Source organism: Phaeobacter sp. JH20_02 (genome assembly GCF_048056915.1).
Taxonomy (GTDB): Bacteria; Pseudomonadota; Alphaproteobacteria; order Rhodobacterales; family Rhodobacteraceae; genus Phaeobacter; species Phaeobacter bryozoorum.
Genome location: NZ_JAYMVP010000022.1, coordinates 216,773 through 237,402, shown reverse-complemented (window position 1 = coordinate 237,402; position 20,630 = coordinate 216,773). Strand labels below are relative to the sequence as shown.

General features: G+C 60.2%; 20 protein-coding genes. 14 read left to right on the top strand and 6 right to left on the bottom strand.

Annotated features, from left to right (window positions below; translation table 11 throughout):
- Nucleotides 1-118 precede the first annotated feature (118 nt).
- A complete protein-coding gene (locus VWY34_RS07900; RefSeq protein ID WP_416535866.1) occupies nucleotides 119-1,120 on the top strand; it encodes a LacI family DNA-binding transcriptional regulator in 1,002 nt (333 codons plus the stop codon).
- A 64-nt stretch (nucleotides 1,121-1,184) separates the two neighbouring features.
- Here the strand turns inward: VWY34_RS07900 and VWY34_RS07895 are convergent, their stop codons facing one another.
- From VWY34_RS07895 to VWY34_RS07885, 3 genes are read right to left on the bottom strand one after another with little or no spacing between them, the layout of a single operon-like run.
- Complete coding sequence (locus VWY34_RS07895) at nucleotides 1,185-2,342, bottom strand: Gfo/Idh/MocA family protein (protein WP_416545147.1); 1,158 nt, start codon at nucleotides 2,340-2,342, stop codon at nucleotides 1,185-1,187.
- 11 nt (nucleotides 2,343-2,353) lie between these two features.
- A complete protein-coding gene (locus VWY34_RS07890; RefSeq protein WP_340544752.1) occupies nucleotides 2,354-3,247 on the bottom strand; it encodes a sugar phosphate isomerase/epimerase family protein in 894 nt (297 codons plus the stop codon).
- Nucleotides 3,248-3,269: 22 nt separating this feature from the next.
- Nucleotides 3,270-4,373, bottom strand: coding sequence for a Gfo/Idh/MocA family protein (locus VWY34_RS07885; RefSeq protein WP_416545176.1), 1,104 nt, complete (start codon nucleotides 4,371-4,373; stop codon nucleotides 3,270-3,272).
- A gap of 119 nt (nucleotides 4,374-4,492) precedes the next feature.
- On the opposite strand from VWY34_RS07885, the gene iolD reads away from it, so the two are divergent.
- Genes iolD through iolG form a run of 5 tightly spaced genes read left to right on the top strand, consistent with a single transcriptional unit; the run spans nucleotide 4,493 to nucleotide 10,044 of the window.
- Nucleotides 4,493-6,367, top strand: a complete 1,875-nt coding sequence (iolD, locus tag VWY34_RS07880; RefSeq protein WP_416545145.1) for a 3D-(3,5/4)-trihydroxycyclohexane-1,2-dione acylhydrolase (decyclizing) — start codon at nucleotides 4,493-4,495, stop codon at nucleotides 6,365-6,367.
- Entirely contained in the window at nucleotides 6,367-7,359 is a 993-nt protein-coding gene (gene iolC, locus VWY34_RS07875) for a 5-dehydro-2-deoxygluconokinase (protein ID WP_416545143.1), read from the top strand. Before iolD ends, iolC begins: the two co-directional genes overlap by 1 nt.
- 11 nt (nucleotides 7,360-7,370) lie before the next feature.
- Nucleotides 7,371-8,228, top strand: coding sequence for a 5-deoxy-glucuronate isomerase (locus tag VWY34_RS07870; protein WP_416535861.1), 858 nt, complete (start codon nucleotides 7,371-7,373; stop codon nucleotides 8,226-8,228).
- Nucleotides 8,225-9,064 carry a class II fructose-bisphosphate aldolase gene (locus tag VWY34_RS07865; RefSeq protein ID WP_416545141.1) on the top strand — a complete coding sequence of 280 codons (840 nt, stop codon included), beginning with the start codon at nucleotides 8,225-8,227 and terminating at the stop codon, nucleotides 9,062-9,064. Before VWY34_RS07870 ends, VWY34_RS07865 begins: the two co-directional genes overlap by 4 nt.
- Nucleotides 9,058-10,044 (top strand): inositol 2-dehydrogenase, encoded by a 987-nt coding sequence (iolG, locus tag VWY34_RS07860; protein WP_416545139.1) that lies wholly within the window; start codon nucleotides 9,058-9,060, stop codon nucleotides 10,042-10,044. Before VWY34_RS07865 ends, iolG begins: the two co-directional genes overlap by 7 nt.
- 12 nt (nucleotides 10,045-10,056) lie before the next feature.
- Here iolG and VWY34_RS07855 read toward each other — a convergent pair whose 3' ends face one another.
- The gene (locus tag VWY34_RS07855; protein WP_416545137.1) at nucleotides 10,057-11,241 is read right to left on the bottom strand and encodes a phytanoyl-CoA dioxygenase family protein; all 1,185 of its coding nucleotides are present in this window, start codon (nucleotides 11,239-11,241) and stop codon (nucleotides 10,057-10,059) included.
- A gap of 94 nt (nucleotides 11,242-11,335) precedes the next feature.
- Between VWY34_RS07855 and VWY34_RS07850 the strand changes: the two genes are divergently transcribed.
- Complete coding sequence (locus VWY34_RS07850; RefSeq protein ID WP_416545135.1) at nucleotides 11,336-12,373, top strand: LacI family DNA-binding transcriptional regulator; 1,038 nt, start codon at nucleotides 11,336-11,338, stop codon at nucleotides 12,371-12,373.
- A 59-nt stretch (nucleotides 12,374-12,432) separates the two neighbouring features.
- On the opposite strand, the gene VWY34_RS07845 is transcribed toward VWY34_RS07850, so the two are convergent.
- Nucleotides 12,433-12,600 (bottom strand): hypothetical protein, encoded by a 168-nt coding sequence (locus tag VWY34_RS07845; protein ID WP_416545133.1) that lies wholly within the window; start codon nucleotides 12,598-12,600, stop codon nucleotides 12,433-12,435.
- Here VWY34_RS07845 and VWY34_RS07840 point away from each other — a divergent pair.
- The 5 genes from VWY34_RS07840 (at nucleotide 12,599) to VWY34_RS07820 (ending at nucleotide 17,929) form a co-directional block, all read left to right on the top strand.
- On the top strand, nucleotides 12,599-13,564 hold the full coding sequence (locus VWY34_RS07840; RefSeq protein ID WP_416545131.1) for an NAD(P)-dependent oxidoreductase: 966 nt from the start codon (nucleotides 12,599-12,601) through the stop codon (nucleotides 13,562-13,564). The genes VWY34_RS07845 and VWY34_RS07840 overlap by 2 nt on opposite strands.
- A 177-nt stretch (nucleotides 13,565-13,741) precedes the next feature.
- Nucleotides 13,742-14,554, top strand: coding sequence for an IclR family transcriptional regulator (locus VWY34_RS07835; RefSeq protein ID WP_416535856.1), 813 nt, complete (start codon nucleotides 13,742-13,744; stop codon nucleotides 14,552-14,554).
- Between the two features lie 22 nt (nucleotides 14,555-14,576).
- A complete protein-coding gene (locus VWY34_RS07830; RefSeq protein WP_416545129.1) occupies nucleotides 14,577-15,890 on the top strand; it encodes a selenium-binding protein SBP56-related protein in 1,314 nt (437 codons plus the stop codon).
- A gap of 72 nt (nucleotides 15,891-15,962) precedes the next feature.
- Complete coding sequence (locus VWY34_RS07825) at nucleotides 15,963-16,712, top strand: SCO family protein (RefSeq protein ID WP_416545127.1); 750 nt, start codon at nucleotides 15,963-15,965, stop codon at nucleotides 16,710-16,712.
- Entirely contained in the window at nucleotides 16,709-17,929 is a 1,221-nt protein-coding gene (locus tag VWY34_RS07820; protein WP_416545125.1) for a cytochrome-c peroxidase, read from the top strand. Before VWY34_RS07825 ends, VWY34_RS07820 begins: the two co-directional genes overlap by 4 nt.
- 90 nt (nucleotides 17,930-18,019) lie before the next feature.
- Here VWY34_RS07820 and VWY34_RS07815 read toward each other — a convergent pair whose 3' ends face one another.
- A complete protein-coding gene (locus VWY34_RS07815) occupies nucleotides 18,020-18,469 on the bottom strand; it encodes an Lrp/AsnC family transcriptional regulator (protein WP_416545174.1) in 450 nt (149 codons plus the stop codon).
- 152 nt (nucleotides 18,470-18,621) lie between these two features.
- Here VWY34_RS07815 and VWY34_RS07810 point away from each other — a divergent pair, with 152 nt between their 5' ends.
- Together VWY34_RS07810 and VWY34_RS07805 are read left to right on the top strand one after the other, a co-directional pair.
- Nucleotides 18,622-19,056 carry a universal stress protein gene (locus VWY34_RS07810; protein WP_416535851.1) on the top strand — a complete coding sequence of 145 codons (435 nt, stop codon included), beginning with the start codon at nucleotides 18,622-18,624 and terminating at the stop codon, nucleotides 19,054-19,056.
- A gap of 19 nt (nucleotides 19,057-19,075) precedes the next feature.
- Nucleotides 19,076-20,620, top strand: coding sequence for an alanine/glycine:cation symporter family protein (locus tag VWY34_RS07805; protein WP_340544732.1), 1,545 nt, complete (start codon nucleotides 19,076-19,078; stop codon nucleotides 20,618-20,620).
- The last annotated feature ends 10 nt before the right edge of the window (nucleotides 20,621-20,630 follow it).

The window sequence follows — 20,630 nt, the reverse complement described above, 5'->3', positions numbered from 1 at the left end:
GGCAGCATTTTTTCTGCTGAACTTGAATTCGATCCGCGATAGATAGTCTGATCCGGTGCGCAGCCGGTTGCACAGGCGGATGGGCCCGGCCGGGCCCTGACAAAGGGAAAGACCAAGAATGGCTGTTACGTTAAAAGATGTGGCTGAACGGGCGCAGGTCTCGCGTTCGGCGGTCTCGCGCACATTCACCGATGGCGCGTCGGTATCGGAGAAGATGCGCCGCAAGGTTGAGAAAGCCGCCCAGGAGCTCGGCTATAGTCCGAACGCGCTGGCCTCCTCCCTGACAACCGGGCGGACCAAATTGATTGGCCTGGTGTCCAACAACTTTCACAACCCGATTTTTCTCGAAGTCTTCGACCGGTTTACGCGACGGCTTCAGGACAAGGGGTTGCGCCCGCTGCTGGTCAACCTCTCTGACGAAACCGACCCCGAGAACTCGGTTCGTATGTTGCGGCAATATTCCGTTGACGGCGTTGTTGTCGCCTCGTCGACCCTGCCGCCGGGGTTTGCCAAGGCCTTTCGAGATGCAGGCGTGCCTGTAGTTCACAGTTTCGGCCGCTCCTCCTCCACGCCGCAGGTGCATGTGGTTGGGATCGACAACGTCGAATGCGGACGAATGGCGGCGCGAACGCTGATTGATCGCGGCTATGGCAAACTGGCCTTCATGGGCGGCCCCCAGAGCGCGACCTCGACTCAGGATCGCTGGAAGGGATTCACGCTGGAAATGGAAGCTCATCCGGATATCGTCTCCTCCTACAGTTTTGCGGATGATTACTCCTTTGAGGCCGGTCGCCGGGAAATGCTGCGCCTGTTGCAGGACGACCCGGCCGAAGCCTATTTCTGTGGGGATGACGTGTTGTCAATCGGGGCGCTCAGCGCGATCCGCGAACAGGGCCTAAAGGTGCCAGGTGACATCGGGGTCATCGGTCTCAACGATATGGAAATGGCCCGTTGGGAGAACATAGACCTGACCACCATCCACCAGCCGATCGAACAGATCGTCAATTCATCAATCGAGCTGGTTGTTGCCATGCTCGACGAGCCGGATCGCTATCCTGAAGCCCGCATCTTTCCCTGCCATGTGGTGGATCGCGGCACATTGCGACCGCTGACATCCTGAAGCGATCCTAGGCATGAAAAGGACACCCGCTGCCGGGTGCCCTGCGATTGCTTAGACCACGGTGTCAGCGAAACATCGGCGGCCGGGCATCAACCCAGGCGCCATCTGTTGCGCCGCTTTCGGCGACGGCAAAAACAGCCGCCATGGACCGCAGCCCATCTTCGGCCCGTGGATAAAGATCCGCCGCCGGGTCCATGGATCGCCCGGCTTTCCGCGCGCCGATGGCTTCGGCCAAATCGCTGTATATATTGGCAAAAGCCAGAGGCATCCCCTCGGCATGGCCGATTGTCACGCGGCTGGTGCGATCCGCTTCGGGGCTGAGGTTGGCTTCACCACGTTCGATTACCTGCAAGCGGCCGCCCAGCGGCATCCAATAGAGCTGGTTCGGCTGCTCCTGCGACCAGCGCAGACCGCCCTTTTCACCAAACACCTGCAAGGTCAGCCCATGCTGGCGTCCGATTGCCACAGACGAGGTCCAGAGCCGCCCGACGGTGCCGCCATCAAAGCGCATATTGACCATGGCGTCGTCTTCCAGAACCCGGCTCTCAATACAGCTGACCGTATCCGCAGAAAGGCGTTCCAGTTCCTGCCCGATCACAAAACTGGCCATATGCAGCGCGTGGATGCCGCAATCGGCAAACTGCGCAGAAACCCCGGCCTGAGCCGGATCATAGCGCCAGCGCACCCGCGGATTGTCCGCATCAGCCGCATCAGCATGATGCCCATGGGCAAACTCGGCCTTCACAAGGCGGATCTTTCCAAGATCACCACGCGCCACCATCGCCTTCATGTGGCGGACCAGCGAATAGCCGGAATAGCCATAGTTCACCGCGCAGATCTTGCTCTGCGCCTTGGCGATTTTGACGATTTCCTCGCCTTCCTCCACGGTCATTGTCATCGGTTTTTCGCACAGCACATGAAAACCGGCTTCAAGGAAGCTCTTGGTGATTTCAAAATGGGTGGCATTGGGTGTGGCAACGGTGACAAGATCAACGCGGTCGTCGCGATGACGTTCCCCCTCCAGCATCTCCTGCCAGTCGCCATAGGCGCGGTCTGCGGCCAGCCCCAGCCGCTGACCGTAGGCGCGCCCTTCGTCGGGACGGTGATCCAATGCCGCTGCGGCGAATTCAAACGCCCCGTCAAGCCCTGCTCCCAGACGATGGGCCGGTCCGATCTGGCTGCCTTCACCACCGCCGATCATGCCCCAATTCAGCTTTGCCATGGTGTTACCCCCTAGTTGAAACCAATGGATTCAAGATATTCACGGTTGGCCCGCGCATCCCCCACCGGGTCGGGATCCAGCGTTGGATCGCAATCCTGCTCCACCGTACACCAGCCGGAAAATCCAGCGTCTAAAAGCAGTTGCCTCACCGCTGGAAAATCCACATCACCCTCGCCGAGATTGCAGAAAATCCCCTGCCCGCAGGCATCATAGAAGTTCGTCCGCTTGGCGATCACATCGGCTTTCACCTTCGGGTCGATATCCTTGAAATGCATATAGCTGATACGATCCATGTGCCGTTTCATGAAAGCGACGGGATCAAAACCGGCGTAGGAATGGTGGCCGGTGTCAAAACAGATCTTCAGGATCCTGTCGTCGACCTCATCCAGCAGCCGCTCCAGCTCCGGCTCGAAATCCATGAACCCCGCCGCATGGGCGTGGATGCCGACGGTGAGACCGTAGTCCTCGGTGCCAATCCGCGCGACGGTGGCGAGCCGGTCACGGAATGCCGACCATTCGTCGCGATCCATCTGCTCGGCTTCATCAGCGCGGCCAGCAGTCGGAGCACGGCGCGGCGAGATCGAATCGATCAGCACCAGATGCTCGGCTCCATGGGCTTTCAACGCCTTGCAGGTGCGGTGCGCCCCGTCCAGCACATCCTCCCATTGGGCCGGATCGTGGAAGGCACGGAAGACGACGCCACCGATCAGTTCCAGATCATGCTCGGCGAGCGCGTCCCTCAGGATCGCAGGGTCCTCAGGCATATACCCAACTGGTCCTAATTCGATCCCCTTGTAGCCAGCATCGGCGCAGTCCTTCAGAACGCTGCGCCATTCCGGATTGCGGGGATCCTGTGCAAATTCCACCCCCCAGGAGCATGGGGCATTGCCAATTCTGATCGTCATTTTGCAGTGCTTTCTTAGATGCTTAGAACTTTGATACGGTTTGCCACGACCGGGCCTTGGACGACGCCATGGCAGCGGCAATCACCTGATTTACGGCCACGCCATCCTCGAATGTCGGCCAAATCGGTGTCTGTGTCTCAATCGCGCGCAGGAAGTCGCGCGCCTCGATCAGGATCTGATCCTGATAGCCAGTGCCATGTCCAGGGCCCTGGCAGAACGGCAGATAGTCGGGATGCGCGGGACCGGTCAGGATCTTGCGGAAGCCACGGGTAGCGTCCTCGCCCTCGCTGAGGTAGAGCCAAAGTGCGTTCTGATCCTCCTGGTCAAACCTGATCGCACCTTTTGTTCCCGTAATTTCGTAGGCATAGCCCATCTTGCGGCCCGTCGCGATCCGGCTGAAAAACATCTGCCCCATTGCCCCACCGGCAAAGCGGCACATCATCTGGCCCTGATCGTCATTGGTGACAAGGCCACCGGGGCGGTCGCTATGGACGGTCTCAACCTCAGCAATCAGCTCTGCTATCGGCCCGATCAGCGCTATCGCTGCATTGATCATATGCGGGGCAAGATCCCCCATCGTGCCATTCGCCTCTCCTTTGGTCCGCCAGCTCGCCGGGGTATGGGGATCGGCATAGAAATCCTCGGTATGTTCGCCACGAAACCAGGTGACCTCGCCGATCACGCCATCTGCAATCAGCTGGCGGGCAAATTGGCTAGCCGGTGTACGGATGTAATTAAAGCCTACCATGTTGGGACAGCCCGAAACCCGGGCCGCCTCGACCATCGCACGGCTGTCCGCCAGCGAAGCGCCGAGAGGTTTTTCACAGAAAACCGGTTTACCCAGCGCAAAGGCCGCCTCTGCCACCGCACGATGTGTCTGCTGCGGGGTCGCAATCACAATCGCCTCAACCTTTGGGTCATTGACCAATACCTGCCAGTCATCCGTCGCACGACGAAAACCATAGGCCCGCCGATATCGCTCTGCACTGGTGGGGGTGGAGGCACAGACCATCTCCAGCCGTGGGCGCAAAGACGTATCGAACACCGCCCCCACTGCGGCCATCGCGACGGCATGAGCCTTGCCCATGTACCCACCGCCTAGAATTCCGATACCGATTTCGGTCATGCAGGCCTCCCAATCCATGAAATTCGATTTGCAACCGGTTGCAAAACTTGTATCTTGGGATTCGATATCTCGCAAGATCAAATCGACCCGACCACCGACCATCCCAGGGATCCCTGCCTATGACGACGCCGCCGAAAACGATAAGATTGACCACCGCCCAGGCCATCATCCGATGGCTCTCCAATCAGTTCATTGTGATCGACGGGGAGGAAATGCGCCTCTGCGGCGGCGGCTTCGGGATCTTTGGCCATGGCAACGTAACCTGCCTCGGAGAAGCCCTTTATGAAGCGCGCGAGGCGCTACCGCTCTATCGCGGTCAGAATGAACAGAGCATGGGATTTGCCGCCGCGGGATACGCCAAACAATGGCTGCGCCAACGCTTCATGTTCTGCACGGCAAGTGCCGGTCCCGGCACATCGAATCTGGTGACCTCGGCGGCGCTGGCGCACGCCAACCGGCTGCCGATGTTGATGCTCTGCGGCGATACCTTCCTAACCCGCCTGCCCGATCCGGTGTTGCAGCAGATGGAGAACTTCGACGATCCGACCTTTGGCGTGAATGATGCGTTCAAGCCCGTGTCGCGCTACTGGGACCGCATCACCCATCCGGCGCAGATCATCCAATCTCTGCCCGCCGCGATTGCCACGATGCTGGATCCCGGCGACTGTGGCCCGGCCTTCCTCGGCCTGCCACAGGACGTCCAGGGCTGGACCTATGATTACCCGGAGGTTTTCTTTGAAAAGAAGACCCATCGCATTCGCCGTGTCACACCGGACACCGCCGAGATTGCCGAAGCCGCAGCAGCGCTGCGCGGTGCCAAACGCCCGATGATCATCGCAGGCGGTGGCGTGCAATACAGCCGCGCGGTGGCTGAGCTGACCGCCTTTGCCGAGGCCCATCAGATCCCCGTCGTGGAAACCATCGCAGGCCGCGCCAACCTGCGCGACACCCATCCGCTGAACATCGGCCCGATTGGCGTGACCGGGTCGGACAGCGCCAATGCCATCGCGGCAGAGGCGGATGTGATCCTCGCAGTGGGCACAAGGTTGCAGGACTTTACCACCGGTTCCTGGACCGCATTTGCGCAGGATGCCCAGTTCATCTCGATCAATGCGGCACGCCATGATGCAGGCAAGCACCGTGCATTGCCGGTTGTCGGTGACGCCCAGCGCGCGCTGCTCGACCTCGGCTCCGCTTGCCAAGGCTACAGCGCCCCGCAGGACTGGGTGGCCCGCGCACAGGAGGAACGACGCAGCTGGGTCGCCTATGTGGCTGACAATACATCCTATGGCGACAACCGGCCCAATTCCTATGCCCAGGCCATCGGCGTGGTGAACGCGCTCTGCGACCCGCGCGACCGCGTCGTGGCAGCGGCGGGCGGCCTACCCGCCGAGGTCACCGCCAACTGGCGCACGCTGGAACCTGGCACGGTCGATGTCGAGTTCGGATTTTCCTGCATGGGCTATGAAATCTCCGGTGCCTGGGGAGCTCGCATCGCCCAAACCGAGCGTGAGCCGGAGCGTGACACCATCGTCTTTGTCGGCGATGGCTCATATATGATGCTGAACTCTGATATCTACTCCAGCGTACTGAGCCGAAAGAAACTGATCATCCTCGTGCTCGACAATGGCGGTTTCGCCGTCATCAACAAGCTGCAGAACAATACGGGCAACACCAGTTTCAACAACCTTCTCGCCGATTGCCCGACCATCCCTGAGGCCTTTGGCGTGGACTTCGCCGCGCATTCAGCCGCTATGGGCGCGATTGCGGAAACGGTCGCCAATCCGGGCGAGCTGGCAGAGGCCTTCAAGCGTGCTCAGGGCAACGACCGAACCACCGTCATCGTGATGAACGTCGATGCCTACGAGGGCTGGACGACGGAAGGTCACGCCTGGTGGGAAGTCGGCACGCCGCATATCACCAACAATCCCGATGTGCAGGAGGCCCATGTCGAATGGGAATCCAGCCGCAGCAAACAACGGCGGGGGGTCTGATGAACACCCCATCCAAAGCCCATGGCGATCTGTCAGGGCGCAACTTCCTGGTCATCGGGCGGGTGGGCATGGATCTTTGTCCAACCCCGGCAGGCACCGCAACAAAAGATGCCCAAGACATGATGGTGGCGATGGGCGGCAGCAGCGCAAATATCGCCGCTGGACTGGTCAAAATGGGATGCCGTGCCGCGCTGGTCACCAGCGTCTCAGACGATGCCGTGGGTTGGTATTGCCTGAACCAGCTGGATCACTACGGGATCGGCAGGACTCACGTGAAACGCATCACCGGCGAATATCGGACATCGCTTGCGATCTACGAAAGCCGTGTGGAAGACCACCAGAGCGTGATCTACCGCAACAACGCCGCCGACTTTCAGATGACCATCGCTGATGTCGAGGCGGTGGATTACAGCCAATACAGCGCGCTGATCACCGCAGGCACGGTCTTTGCTGCCGAACCATCGCGCAGCGCGACCTTCCGCGCCTTTGAACTGGCGCGCGCTGCGGGCTTACCAATCATTTTTGACGTCGATTACCGGCCCTACAGCTGGCCCTCGGCCGAGGTGGCCGCTGATGTTCTGTCGCGTGCTGGTGAGTTGTCCGACATCATCGTCGGCAACGACGAAGAATTCGGGTTCATGGCCGGTGGCGCTGACATGGGGCTCGCCAAGGCGCGCAGCCTTGCGCAAACCACCGCCTCCGTCGTGGTTTACAAGATGGGTCCAGAGGGCGCCATCACCTTTGCCGACGGGCAGGAAATCCGCACCGGCATCTACCCTGTTGATGCGCTGAAACCAACCGGCGCGGGCGACAGCTTCATGGCCGGCTTCCTCGCCGCGCTTTCCGAAGGACGCCATACGAAAGAGGCCATTCTACGCGGCTCCGCCTGTGCCTCCATCGTTGTAGCCAAACCCGGGTGCGCCCCGGCGATGCCCGATCTTGCTGCGCTGGAGGCGTTCCTCGCAACGCACCCCGGCGCCACCGAAATCTGAAAGGACCCCCCATGCATATCGCCCCCCATGACAACCAGAACAAAGCCATCGTCGATGCCGACAACGATCTGGTGCCGCTCAACTATTTCAACATCGTCAAGCTGACCAAGGGCCAGACATTCGAATATCAGGTCCCCGGATATGAGACCTGCATCGTTCCCGCCACCGGTACCGTGGATATCGAAGTGGAAGGTCTGAGCTATGCCGGGATCGGCAACAGAACCGCGGACGTCTGGGATGGCGAACCAGAAGGCGTCTATATCCCGGTCGGCGCAAAGGTCACGATCACCTGCACCACCGACGCAACGGAGACCTTCGTTGCCGGTGCAAAATACGACAAGGTTCTGGAGCCGTTCGACGTCCGCGCGGACGGCATCGACCTCGTGCAATACGGATCTGATGACACCAAGACTCACCGGAAGATCAAACATATTCTCGGACAGAAGCAGCATGACAAGGTCGGACGCCTGCTGGTTTCGGAGTTGTTCACTGTGGGTCAAGGCGGCTGGTCCGGCTTTCCGGCGCACAAGCACGACACCGATCGCAAGGACGCCGATGGCAATATCATCGAAACGCGTCATGACGAGACCTATAACTTCCGCTTCCGCCCCAACCATGGTTCCGGCGTCCAGATCCTGCAACGCGAAGAAGGCAAGCCGGGGGATGCTTACCAACTGATGGACGGCTCCACCATCATGATCGACAAGGGCTATCACCCCTGCGCCGTGATGCCGGGATATGAGATGTATTATTTCACCATCCTTGGCGGTCTGAGCCAGCGCAGCCTGATCCAGTATTTCCAGCCAACCCATGCCTATCAGGTCGAAACGATCCCCGGCATCAAGGATATGGTGGCCAAGTTCAAATGACCGTTGCAACTCTGGCTGAGGTCCTGCAAACGGCCCTGCGCGATGGCTATGCCGTCGCCGGGCTGGTGACGCTGGGCTGGGAAGACATGCGCGCCTATGTGGCAGCGGCAGAGGCCGAAGGCGTGCCTGTGATCTTGCAGGCGGGGCCATCCTGTCGCGCCCATACGCCGCTGCCAATCCTGGGTAAGATGTTCCACCATCTGGCCGAGGCCGCATCGGTTCCGGTGGTTGCACATCTCGATCATGGCTACACCCCAGAGGATTGCCGTATTGCCATCGACAGCGGCTTTACCTCCGTGATGTTCGACGGCTCTCGCAAACCTCTTGAGGACAATATCGCCGAAACCGCTGCCATCGCCGAAATGGCCCATGCCGCAGGTGTCTCATGCGAGGGTGAAATCGGATTTGTCGGCTACTCGGGCGGCGAAGGGTCGGCAGGAACTGATCCTGAAGAGGCCCGCCGCTTTGCACTGGAAACCGGCGTGGACGCGATGGCAATCTCTGTCGGCAATGTGCATCTGCAACAGGACAAGGACGGCGGGCTGGATATTGACCGGATCCGCGCCATCGAGGCCCTCACCGAGGTGCCGCTGGTCATCCATGGCGGCTCCGGCGTACCGGTCGCACAGCGCAGAATGCTGGCCCGCGAGTCGCGTATCTGCAAATTCAATATCGGCACCGAATTGCGCATGGCTTTCGGCGCCGCCATGCGCGATGCGGTCAACCGGGACCCGGACCGCTTTGACAGGGTCAGCATCCTGTCGGAAACCCACGATCCGGTCGTTGCCGCGGCGCGCGGCGTTCTTCGCGCCTTCAAGGGAGAAGCACAATGTTGAATATCGGCCTTCTGGGCTGCGGGCGCATCGGTCAGGTCCACGCCCGTTCTGTTGGACAATTGGACGGCGTGCGCGTGACAGCCGTCGCCGATGCCGTGCCGGAAGCCGCCAGCGCGCTGGCCAGCAAGATCGGCGCGGATGTGCGCGACGCCTCGGCGCTGATCACCAGCGCGGACGTAGACGCGGTGGTGATTGGCACACCCACCGATACCCACTACGACCTGATCCATCAGGCAGCAGCGGCGGGTAAGGCAATTTTCTGCGAAAAACCGGTCGATATGTCCGCCGACCGCATCCGTGATTGCCAGAAGGTGGTGGCGGAGGCAGGGGTTGCGTTCCTGACCGCGTTCAACCGACGGTTTGACCCCAACTTTGCCAATCTGCAGCAGCGTCTGCGCGCAGGCGAGATTGGTGACGTAGAGATCGTCTCGATCCTGTCGCGCGATCCCTCTCCGCCCCCGGTCAGCTACATCAAGACCTCTGGCGGGTTGTTCCGGGATATGATGATCCATGATTTCGACATGGCGCGTTTTCTGCTGGGCGAAGAGCCAATTCAGGTCTTCGCCGTCGGCTCGGCCCTGGTCGACCCGGCTATTGGCGCGGCAGGTGACGTGGACACTGCCGCCGTCACCCTGACCACGGCCAGCGGAAAGATCTGCCAGATCTCGAACTCGCGCCGGGCTACCTATGGCTACGATCAGCGGGTTGAGGTGCATGGCTCCAAAGGGATGCTGCGCGCTGCCAACATGCTGGAGAACACGGTCGAGGTTGCCGGGGCCAATGGCTTCCAGACAGCGCCCGCGCAGCATTTCTTCCTTGAGCGCTACGAGGCTGCCTATCGCAACGAAATGGCCCGCTTCGTCGAGGCTGTTCAGGCAGGCACCACCCCGTCGCCCAGTATCGACGACGGGCTTCGCGCTCAGATGTTGGCCGATGCCGCCGCCAAATCGCTTGAGACGGGGGCACCGGTCAAACTGTAGCGGGTCAGATCATTATGCCCGGCGGCGCGCGTCTTGCGCCGCCAGCGCTTCGTTGAAACGCTCGGGCGGCCAGCCCTCAGCCAGCGCCTGATGCAGCAAATCCGCCTGCGTCTGCGGGGCCAGGCCTCCCGTCGGCGGATCTCTATCCAGATTGGTCGGAAAGGAATAGCCCTCGGCGCAGGCTGCGATTGCCGCGGCGCGCTCCGCCTCTGGCATCGCGCCCTCAGCCTCCAATTGCACCAGCGCGGGATAAAGCCGCTCGGACATGCCGAGCCGATCCACGGTTTCCATCGCGCGACCAAAGGCAGACGAGACCTGCAACAAATTCGCCATGCGCTGGACATCCTGCGACCGGTTGGCGCCTGCGGCATGAAACAAAGCCGGGTTGAAAAACACCGCATCGCCCTTGGCCAGTGGCAGCTGGACATAGCGCTCCTCGAAATAGGCGCGGAAATCCGGCCGCCGCCAGGCCACATAGCCCTCCCGGTATCTCTGCGAGAACGGCAGCAGCTTGGTTGGGCCACTTTCAACAGGCATGTCCCCATGGGCGACCGCCCCCTGCAAGGTCAGAACCGGCGACAGATCATGCACATGGGCTGGATACTGCGAGGATGTTTCCGCCGTTTGAAAGCCCAGATGATAGTCGCGATGCGCCTGCTGGGCCTCACCGCCCGGCCGAACCAGATTGATCTGCGCCGTCATCTGGTAGTTCGGCCCCAGCCAAGCCTCGCAAACTGCGGCCAACGCCACATTACCAAAGTAACGCGCGAAGACCTTCGGCGCGGCCTCGCAGAGTTTCTGAAGAGAGTTCCAGATCCGGTCATTCGAGCCTGCCGCCGCGAAGTGATCCGCACCGCCACCATTGGCCAGCTTCTCCTGCGCGATGATCTGTTCATATATCGCGCTCGCGCTGTCGATAGCGGCCGTGTCCTGATAGGCCTGTTTCAGCACCAATACGCCGGCCCCTTCGCGCAAACCTTGCGCCCATTCCGCCATCAGCCGCCGCCGGTCATCACTGTTGCCGAGCATCCCGCTGAGGGCCGTCATGTCGTAGATCGGGATATTCTTCACGATGGCACCCGCGAGCGGCACCTGATCCGCCGTCAAATCCTGTTCAACCAGCTTCCGAAAATCACTCAAGTCACATCCGGCAGGGTCGAAGTAGGTATCTCCTCTTCTTGCTGCTCTGTCCGCCATCCATGTTCTCCTTTGCGCGGTTTCAAATCTCCTGCCATCAGACTGCCGGTGTAATCACTTGTGGTCAGCCGCATGATCCATCAAAAATACATCAATGAGCCATCGCTTCCCGATTAAGGATATCGCTCGGCAGTCCGGGCTGAGCACGGCAACCGTGGACCGCGTCCTGAACGGGCGCGCCAATGTCAGCGCCCGCAGTCGCGCCAGGGTCGCGGCGGCCATCGCCGAGCTGGAGGGCCAGGAACAGCAGCTCTCAGCCCGTGGGCGACGCCTCTATTTCGACGTTGTTGTCGAGGCTCCCGAACGGTTCAGCCGGGAAATCCGTCTCGCGACCGAGGCCGTCCTTCCAACCATCGGTCCGGCGGTGATCCATACCCGCTACAGTTTCCGACAAATTATGTCCGCCGATGACTGCGTTGACATCCTCGGGCAGATCGCCCGGCGCGGCAGCCATGGGGTTGTGCTGAAGGCACGGGATCTGCCTCAGATTATTGCAACGGTGGCCGAACTGGACAGCAAAGGCATTCCTGTTGTCTGTGTCTTTACCGACCTGCCAAACAGCCCCCGCAGGCTCTATTGCGGACCCAACAATTATGCGGCGGGCCAGTCTGCCGCCTACATGATCGACAAATGCCTTCCCTGCATCCCTGGCCCGGGCGCAACCATCCTGACCACCCTTAGCCAGATGGCATTCCACGGTGAGGAACAACGGCGGCTCGGCTTCTTGCGCGTCTTGCAGGAACGCCGCCCGGATCTGAGACTGGTCACCCTCAGTGCCGGTGCCGGCCTTGCGCTGGAAACCACGGAGCTGCTGCGTCAACGGCTGGCCGAACCGGATCTCGGCCGGATAGTGGCGGTCTATTCAATGGGCGGCGCCAATCGCGCCATCATCGAACAGCTGAGCGCCTTTGGCCACCAGCCCCGCGCCTATATCGCCCATGATCTGGATGCGGAAAATCGAACCCTGATGCGTCAGGGCAAGATCACCGTGGTCCTGCAACACGACATCGCCAGCGATATGCGCAATGCCTTTCTCAGCCTGCTCAATGCCAACCACATCCTGAAGGCACCTCCCCCCGCGACTCAGAGCAGGATCTCCATGGTTACGCCCTTCGACGCCAGCGAAAGCTGACCAAAGCGTGCCTTTATCGGCTTCTTCCGGAACACAGGAATATTTCTGCGCTGGCGCTTTCAACATAGCCTGCGACGCAAATGCCCTTTTGATTGCAAGCGCCAGTCCTGGCGCTGAAAGGCCGTCTCGCCAAAGGCCGATTTTTCAGCCTCGAAGATGCAATTCTTGTTTCTCTTTGCGCTCATTCTTGGAATGCTTTCGACAATAGCCAGCAGGGAGAGCGGCATGAAAGTAGGATTTATTGGCCTTGGCAACGTCGGCGGCAAACTGAGCGGCAGCCTGCTGCGCAACGGTATCGACCTCAGCGTCTATGACCTGAACGACACGCTGGTCGCAAAGGCGGCCGAGGCGGGAGCGACGGCAGCGAAGAATCCCGCCGAGTTGATGCGCAGCTGTGACGCGGTGATCACCTGCCTGCCGTCGCCTGCGGCCTCAGATCAGGTTATGCAGCAGATGCTGCCGGAGATTGGCCCCGGCAAGATCTGGATGGAGATGTCCACCACCGATGAGGCAGAGGTCAAACGCCTCGGCGAGCTGGTGGCGCAGGCGGGCGGCACAGCCGTAGACTGCCCGGTGTCGGGCGGATGCCACCGGGCCGATACCGGAAACATCTCTATCTTCGCCGGATGTGACCGCGAAACCTTCGAACGGATCGTCCCCCTGCTGAAAACCATGGGGCGGCGCATTCTGCACACCGGGCCGATCGGCTCGGCGTCGGTGCTGAAGGTCATCACCAATTATCTGGCCACCGCCAACCTGCTGACCTGCTGCGAGGCGCTGGTCACGGCCAAGGCTGCAGGCATGGATCTCAACACCGCCTATGAGGCGATCAAGATCTCCTCCGGCACCTCATTCGTGCATGAAACGGAAAGCCAGGTGATCCTGAATGGATCCCGCGATATTTCCTTCACCATGGATCTGGTTTCAAAGGATATCGGCCTGTTTCAGGCAGTGGCGGATCGGCATAACGTCCCCCTCGAAATCAACCCGTTGATGATCAAGATCTTCAAGGACGGCGAAGCCCGTTTCGGCAGCCGCGAATTGTCGCCAAACATCATCCGGCGGCTGGAAGAGGCAACAGGGTTAGACATCAGAGCGACCGGATTTCCGGCTGAGATGGTCGACGACGAGCCGGAGGAACCGGGCTACGAGGTGATACCCACGGGCCGCAACGCAGCTAGCGGCAGCTAAACCTCCGATACGGAAAATGGTAGTGGGGGCGTCTGGCGGTGCCCCCCTTTAGGCACCTGTGCCCGGTGCGTTGGCTCGCGGGCTAGCTGCGCATAGTTCCGCCGACACATCCTATAGAGTCTTGCCAGACTCATTTTTCCCGAATTACGGTACTATTGTCCGTATTATGGGATTCACATGCAGGACCGTCAGATCCTCCTTCTGGAAGCGGTAGCGTCGTCCGCGACGCCAGTGAGCGCAAGCGAGCTGGCCAGAATGACGGCGACCCCTCGGGCCAGCCTCTATCGCCATATTGCCACCCTGCTGGCCTGCGGGTTCCTGGAAGAGATCGACACCGGCAACCGTTACGTATTGGGCATGCGGTTCATCAAGATTGCGCTGACCGGAAAATCGGACACTCATGTGATCAACGCGGTCTCCGCCGTGCTGCTACGGGTGGTCAAAGACCTGGGAGAAACCGCATTTCTGGCGCGCTACCGAGCCGGGCGCGTTGACCTCATCCATACGCAGGTCCCGACAGATCCTTCTGTTCCCCATATCTACCCCGGGTTGGGCGCGCGTCCGGTTCATGCCTGCTCCTCGGCCAAGGTTATTGCCGCCTTTCTGGCACCGGAGCTCCAGTGTGATCTGATTGAAACGCAACCCACGCGCTTTACCGACAAGACCCGCACCGACCCCGAGCAGATCACCCGCGAATTGCAGCAGGTGCGCCGCCACGGCTATGCAACCTGCGACGGCGAGATCGACGTCGGTATCACCAGCATCGCCGTACCAATCATTATTGATCGTCTCGGCGCGGTTTTTTCCATGGGCGTGGTCGGGCCATCTGCCCGCATCACTCCGGCCATTCACCCCCGAATTCTGCCAATTTTGTCGAAAGAAGCCTTTCACGCCGCTGCGGCCATTCAGCATTGCTCGGTCGTTGAGGCGGAAACCACAAATGCCATGTCACTGGCTGCAGCAAAGGAAAGGTCGAACCAACAACACTGAATTTATTGAAGGGAGAAAGAACATGAACAGAAGAGAATTCGGCGGGCTGACCGCTGCTGCTGCACTGGCCATGGCCGGTCCGTTTCGCGCCTTTGCAGACGAGACCTGCCAATCCCCCTATATGCCCAAGATTACGGGCCAAGAAGAATTTGTGTACGTCTGGACTCTCGGTGTCGAGGGGATGGGCGACGAGCAGGACAAGATCGTAACCGTCGACCTCCGCCCTGGCTCATCCACGCGCGGAGAGGTCATCCACAGCCTCTCTGTAGGGGGCCGAAACGAGGCCCATCATGGCGGCTTCTCCGCAGATCGTCGGTATTTCTGGACCGGCGGGCTTGATACCAATCGCATCTTCATCTTTGACATTCACAGCGACCCGGCGGCCCCCAAGCTGCACAAGGTGATTGAAACCTTCGTCACCGATTCCGGCGGTGTGGTTGGTCCCCACACGTTTTTTGCCCTGCCCGGCAGCATGATGATCACCGGGCTCAGCAATCAGGACGATCACGGCGGTCGCACGGCGCTGGTCGAATATAACGATGATGGAGATTACGTCGCCACCTACTGGATGCCCACCGCAAATGACATGCAGGGAGCCGTTGCGGTGGATGGCGCGGTTGCCGATGGCTACGGCTACGATATCCGCGCGCTGATCCGCAAGAATGTCATGCTTACCTCCTCCTTCACTGGCTGGTCCAACTACATGATGGATTTTGGCCAGATGTTGCAGGATCCCGAAGCGATGAAACGCTTTGGAAACACGATGGTGCTGTGGGATCTGCACACCCGCCAGCCCCGCAAGGTGTTCAATGTGCCCGGCGCACCGTTGGAAGTGCGCTTTCCCTGGGGTCCGAATGCCAATTATGCCTTCTCCACCACCGCGCTCACCTCGCAGCTGTGGCTGATCTACGAAGACGATGATGGCGAATGGCAGGCCAAATCGGTCGCGGATATCGGCAACCCGGAGGACATCCCCCTGCCCGTCGATATCTCCATCGCTGCGGATGATCAGACGCTCTGGGTCAATTCCTTCATGGATGGCAAAACCCGCCTATTTGACATCTCGGACCCGCATAACCCGTCGCAAATCTACGAGAAGACCATCGACCGGCAGGTCAATATGGTCAGCCAGAGCTGGGATGGCAAACGGGTCTATTTCTCGTCGTCGCTGCTCGCCAACTGGGACAAGAAGGGCGAGGATGATGTGCAGTATCTGCGCGCCTATTCATGGGATGGCACAGATCTGGTCGAAGATTTCAATATCGACTTCTATGCCGCTGGATTGGGCCGCGCTCACATCATGCGCTTTGGCAGCTCGGCGCTTTACTCAGCCTGACTGCCAGTTCCCGGGGCGGCCAGCTGCCGCTCCGGTCTCCCCTTGCGGACCTAAACTTGCCGGAGGATCTCCATGCGCAAGACAACACTCGCTGTTTCCATTACCGCCGCTGCGGCCTTGCTGACGGGCGTTGTCGCCCTGGCCGACACCTGGCGTCCCTCAGATCTGCTCGCACGGTTGACACCTGCTGCGCTGCGGACCGCCACCACTCCCTTTTCCGATATCTTCCCGAACGATCCCGCCTTCCAGTTCAGCCCACCGGAACCGGGATCCTATAGGCTGAACCGGCTGAAGCCCGCACCCGATGGCGCGGTTCTGACCACAAACGGAATACAAACCCGCCTGCACCAGCTGTTCGACGAGAAAATCACCCTCGTCAGCTTTGTCTATCTTACCTGTGGCGATGTGGACGGCTGCCCGCTGGCCTTCTCGACGCTTTATGACATTCATGATGCCAGCGCCCAGCTGCCCGGACTGCGCCAGAAGGTGCAGCTGATGACCATCAGCTTTGACCCCGAGCGCGACACGGTAGAGGCGATCGCCGCTTTTGCCCACCCGGTCAGCAGCGATCCCGCCAGCGCGCAGAAACTGGACTGGCACGTCCTGACCACCGCTGACGCGGAGGCGCTGCGCCCCTTGCTGGATGGATTTGGCCAGGTGGTTGATCGCGGATCCTCGGATGATCAGATCAATCACCTGCTGCGGATGTATCTGGTCGACACCCAAGGCATGATCCGCAACGTCTATGGTCTTGGCCTGATCGACCCGCGCCTTTTGATGACCGACGTGGAGACCCTACTGATGGCGGAGGCTGCAGAGTGACCCGCCGTCCGCCCGCCTTGCTGCGCCAACGTCTTGCACCATGTGCTGCGCTTCTGGCTCTGCTCTGGACCGTCCCGGCATCGACTGCGGCACCGCTACAGATCTCGGCGGAAACCTGTGAACGCTCGCCCGATAATTGGGCTGAAGCTGCGTCAAGACGTAGCCGGACGCCGCAGCTCGGCCTACCGCCATTGCAACATCCGGCCGACAACCCGCCCACAGCAGCACGCATTGCGCTTGGCCGACGGATCTTTTTTGATCGCGCCTTGTCGATCAACAACACCATGTCCTGCGCCATGTGCCATGTGCCGGAACAGGGATTTGCCAATTGGGAGCTGGCGACCTCCATCGGCGTCGAGGGCCGCAGCGTGAAGCGCAATGCTCCCAGCCTGATCAATGTCGGCCTGCTGCGGCCCCTGTTCCATGATGGGCGCGACCCTACACTGGAAACCCAGTTCATCGGACCGCTCACCGCCCGTAACGAGATGGCAAACCCATCGGTGGGCCACGTGGTTGCCTATCTTCAGGAGCAGGCTGACTATGACCGATTGTTTCGCGAGGCATTTGGTGCCTCCGCGTCTCTGGATCGCATAGGTATGGCGCTCGCGGCCTACCAGCGCGCGTTGACGCTGGGCAACAGCTCGTTCGATCGGTGGTTTTATGGCGGCGACAGCGCTGCTGTTTCTTCGGCCGCCAAACGTGGTTTTGACGTCTTTCGCGGCAAGGCAGGCTGCGTCTCCTGCCACAGCATCGGACCAGATGACGCGCTCTTCACCGATCAGCAGTTCCACGACACAGGCTACGGGCAGATGCGCGAACTGGCGCGACAGAACCCGCCCGAAACCCTGCCGGTTCAGGTCGCTCCCGGCGTGGTCCATCAGATCGACTACGCGCTAGTTCGCGCCGTCAGCGGTCCGCGGGAGGCCGATTTGGGGCGCTACGAAGTCACCGAGGATCCACGCGACCGATGGCGTTTCCGCACGCCGACGCTGCGCAATCTCGCCGTCTCGCCGCCCTATATGCACGACGGCGGGTTCGGCACCCTTGCTGAGGTGATCGACTTCTACAATGGTGGCGGTGCCAATCTGCCCGGTCAGGATCCGCGCATTCGACCGCTCCGTCTGACCGATGGCGAACAGCGAGACCTGCTGAGCTTCCTCGAGACGCTCACCTCTTCGGGACTGGACTGCCTCGTCGCGGAGGCACGCCAGCGATAGGCGCCGAACCGCCCGCGAAACCGGTCGGGCGTCCTGAAATCGCCCAAACTCCATGATCAATAGCCGAAACAGACCTGAAGAGGGCGCGTCTCACTCTAGGTGATAGCCGCGAAACTCCTTCACCGTAGAAACCGCCAGCAAGGTCTTCATCTGTGCGACCGACGGGATGTCCGACAACCGGTTGCGATAGAGGTTTTCATAGGTTTCCGTATTGCGCGCCGCGACGCGTATCAGATAGTCGAACTCGCCCGAAATCAGGTGGCATTCCAACACCTCGGGCATATGGGCGATAGTGTTCTCAAAGGCCTGGATATGCTCGCGCTGCTGACCGACCAGCTTGATCTCGATAAAGATCTGAAGCTCCAGACCAATCTTCTTGCGATCCAGCCGCGCGGCATAGCCTTCGATCATACCGCTGGCTTCCATCAACTTGACACGACGGTGACATGCGGACAAAGACAGCCCTACTTTCTCCGAGAGGCGCGCCATTGATATCTGACCATCCTGCTGCAGGGCGGAAAGAATACGAGAATCCAGCATGTCCATCGGAAATTTTCCCAATACTTAATCGTTATCCGCACATTTTTCCGAAATTTTCCGAATAGGCAAGGAAATCGAGAACCTTTCCTATCAACAACGTCATAAAATTGAGACACTTCGTCACAGGGATGACGTAACCAAGGGAGGGGCAGATGGCCTCAAAAATCGTAGTTGGCTACGACGGCAGCACAAGCGCGCGGAGTGCGCTCAACTTTGCGCTGGGTGTAGCAAAGGCACAGGGCGGCAGCATCGTAGTCGCGCATGTGCTGGAATGGTCACCATATTCTTTTCTATCCGCAGCCGAGCTGGCAGAGCGCCACAAGCGCCGCACCGAAGAGCTTGAACGCGCCGAGACCGCGCTGATCCAGCCCCTGCTCAAGGATCTTGAGACCAGCGGTGTCGAGGTCACGGCCACCGTGAAATACGGCAATATCGCCGAGGTTCTCGTGTCCATCGCGAAGTCCGAAGGGGCCAATCACGTGGTTATCGGGCGCACCGGCCATTCCGCATTGTCATCGCGGCTGTTTGGTTCGGTCGCAGGCAGTCTGGCGCAGGCCGCGCCGGTTCCGGTCACCATTGTCCCATAACTGATCGACAGGGGTCATCATGAACAGTTTTTCCAAAGCGGCCGCACTGGCCGTCCCCGGCGCCCTAGTGCTGTCGGGTCCGCTAATGGCACAGAGCATCGACCAGAAGGTCAACGATCTCTTTGCCAGTTCCACGGGCTGGTTTGTCAATTTCATCTTCAGCCCATTTCCGGGCACCAGCTTCCCGTGGATCGTGGCATGGCTGGTAATTGCAGCGACGATTTTCACCATTTATTTCGGCCTGATCCAGTTCCGCGCCTTCCCGCACTCGATCTCGCTGGTGAAGGGCGACTACTCCGACCCGAATGACGCAGGCGAGGTCAGCCATTTCCAGGCTCTGGCCACCGCGCTTTCCGGCACCGTTGGCCTTGGCAATATCGCAGGCGTCGCGGTTGCGGTTGGCATCGGTGGTCCTGGCGCAACCTTCTGGATGATCCTCGCGGGTCTGATGGGGATGGCGTCGAAATTCACCGAATGTACGCTCGGTGTGAAATACCGGAACGAATACCCTGACGGCACAGTTTCCGGTGGCCCGATGTACTACATGACCAAGGGCTTTGCTGCGCGTGGCCTGCCCGGGGGCAAGTTCATGGCGGTCCTGTTCTCGATCTTCTGCATTCTGGGCGCCCTTGGTGGCGGCAATATGTTCCAGGCCAACCAGGCCCATGCGCAGCTGACCAATGTTCTGGGCGACTATCCGGGCTGGGTCACCGGCGTTATCTTCGCTGGTGTCGTCTTTGCCGTGATCATTGGTGGCCTGAAGTCGATCGCCAAAGTCACCGAAAAAGTGGTGCCGTTCATGGGCGTGCTCTATGTGCTGACCGCGCTGGTGATCATCCTGATGAACTTTGACAAAATCGGCTGGGCCTTTGGCCAGATCTTCGACGGTGCCTTTACCGGTCTTGGCGTTGCGGGCGGCATGGTTGGCGCACTGATCCAGGGCTTCAAACGCGCGGCCTTCTCCAACGAAGCGGGCGTTGGCTCCGCGGCAATTGCCCACTCCGCCGTGCGGACCAAGGAGCCGATCACCGAAGGTTTCGTCTCGCTCTTGGAGCCGTTCATCGACACCGTGGTGATCTGCACCATGACCGCCTTGGTGATCATCATCACCGGCCAGCTGGTCAGCAACCCTGAAACCGGTCTCTACGTGCTGAACGAGGCAGGAAGCGCGATCCAGACCGTGGATGGCAATTCCGGCGTGGCTCTGACATCTGCGGCCTTCTCGTCGGCATTTGGCTGGTTCAAGTATATTCTGGCCATCGCGGTGATCCTGTTTGCCTTCTCCACCATGATCAGCTGGTCCTACTACGGCCTCAAAGCCTGGACCTTCCTGTTCGGTGAGGGCAAGACCACTGAACTGGTCTTCAAGGTGATCTTCTGCCTGTTTGTCATCATTGGCGCCGCGGCCAGCCTGGGTCCGGTCATCGACTTCTCCGATGCGGCAATCTTTGCCATGGCCGTGGTGAACATCGTCGCGCTCTACTTCCTGATGCCAATCGTCAAGGGCGAGCTGAACAGCTACATGGCACGCCTCAAGACCGGTGAAATCAAGAAGTTCCAGTAACAAAGCAGCA

Coding starts and splice junctions, on each gene's coding strand:
- VWY34_RS07865 (WP_416545141.1), top strand. CDS start 8,225: ATGACCGTTGCAACTCTGGCTGAGGTCCTGCAAACGGCCCTGCGCGAT.
- VWY34_RS07870 (WP_416535861.1), top strand. CDS start 7,371: ATGCATATCGCCCCCCATGACAACCAGAACAAAGCCATCGTCGATGCC.
- VWY34_RS07835 (WP_416535856.1), top strand. CDS start 13,742: ATGCAGGACCGTCAGATCCTCCTTCTGGAAGCGGTAGCGTCGTCCGCG.
- VWY34_RS07890 (WP_340544752.1), bottom strand. CDS start 3,247: ATGACGATCAGAATTGGCAATGCCCCATGCTCCTGGGGGGTGGAATTT.
- VWY34_RS07810 (WP_416535851.1), top strand. CDS start 18,622: ATGGCCTCAAAAATCGTAGTTGGCTACGACGGCAGCACAAGCGCGCGG.
- VWY34_RS07840 (WP_416545131.1), top strand. CDS start 12,599: ATGAAAGTAGGATTTATTGGCCTTGGCAACGTCGGCGGCAAACTGAGC.
- VWY34_RS07805 (WP_340544732.1), top strand. CDS start 19,076: ATGAACAGTTTTTCCAAAGCGGCCGCACTGGCCGTCCCCGGCGCCCTA.
- VWY34_RS07830 (WP_416545129.1), top strand. CDS start 14,577: ATGAACAGAAGAGAATTCGGCGGGCTGACCGCTGCTGCTGCACTGGCC.
- VWY34_RS07900 (WP_416535866.1), top strand. CDS start 119: ATGGCTGTTACGTTAAAAGATGTGGCTGAACGGGCGCAGGTCTCGCGT.
- VWY34_RS07855 (WP_416545137.1), bottom strand. CDS start 11,241: ATGGCGGACAGAGCAGCAAGAAGAGGAGATACCTACTTCGACCCTGCC.
- iolG (WP_416545139.1), top strand. CDS start 9,058: ATGTTGAATATCGGCCTTCTGGGCTGCGGGCGCATCGGTCAGGTCCAC.
- iolD (WP_416545145.1), top strand. CDS start 4,493: ATGACGACGCCGCCGAAAACGATAAGATTGACCACCGCCCAGGCCATC.
- VWY34_RS07815 (WP_416545174.1), bottom strand. CDS start 18,469: ATGCTGGATTCTCGTATTCTTTCCGCCCTGCAGCAGGATGGTCAGATA.
- iolC (WP_416545143.1), top strand. CDS start 6,367: ATGAACACCCCATCCAAAGCCCATGGCGATCTGTCAGGGCGCAACTTC.
- VWY34_RS07845 (WP_416545133.1), bottom strand. CDS start 12,600: ATGCCGCTCTCCCTGCTGGCTATTGTCGAAAGCATTCCAAGAATGAGC.
- VWY34_RS07825 (WP_416545127.1), top strand. CDS start 15,963: ATGCGCAAGACAACACTCGCTGTTTCCATTACCGCCGCTGCGGCCTTG.
- VWY34_RS07895 (WP_416545147.1), bottom strand. CDS start 2,342: ATGGCAAAGCTGAATTGGGGCATGATCGGCGGTGGTGAAGGCAGCCAG.
- VWY34_RS07885 (WP_416545176.1), bottom strand. CDS start 4,373: ATGACCGAAATCGGTATCGGAATTCTAGGCGGTGGGTACATGGGCAAG.
- VWY34_RS07850 (WP_416545135.1), top strand. CDS start 11,336: ATGAGCCATCGCTTCCCGATTAAGGATATCGCTCGGCAGTCCGGGCTG.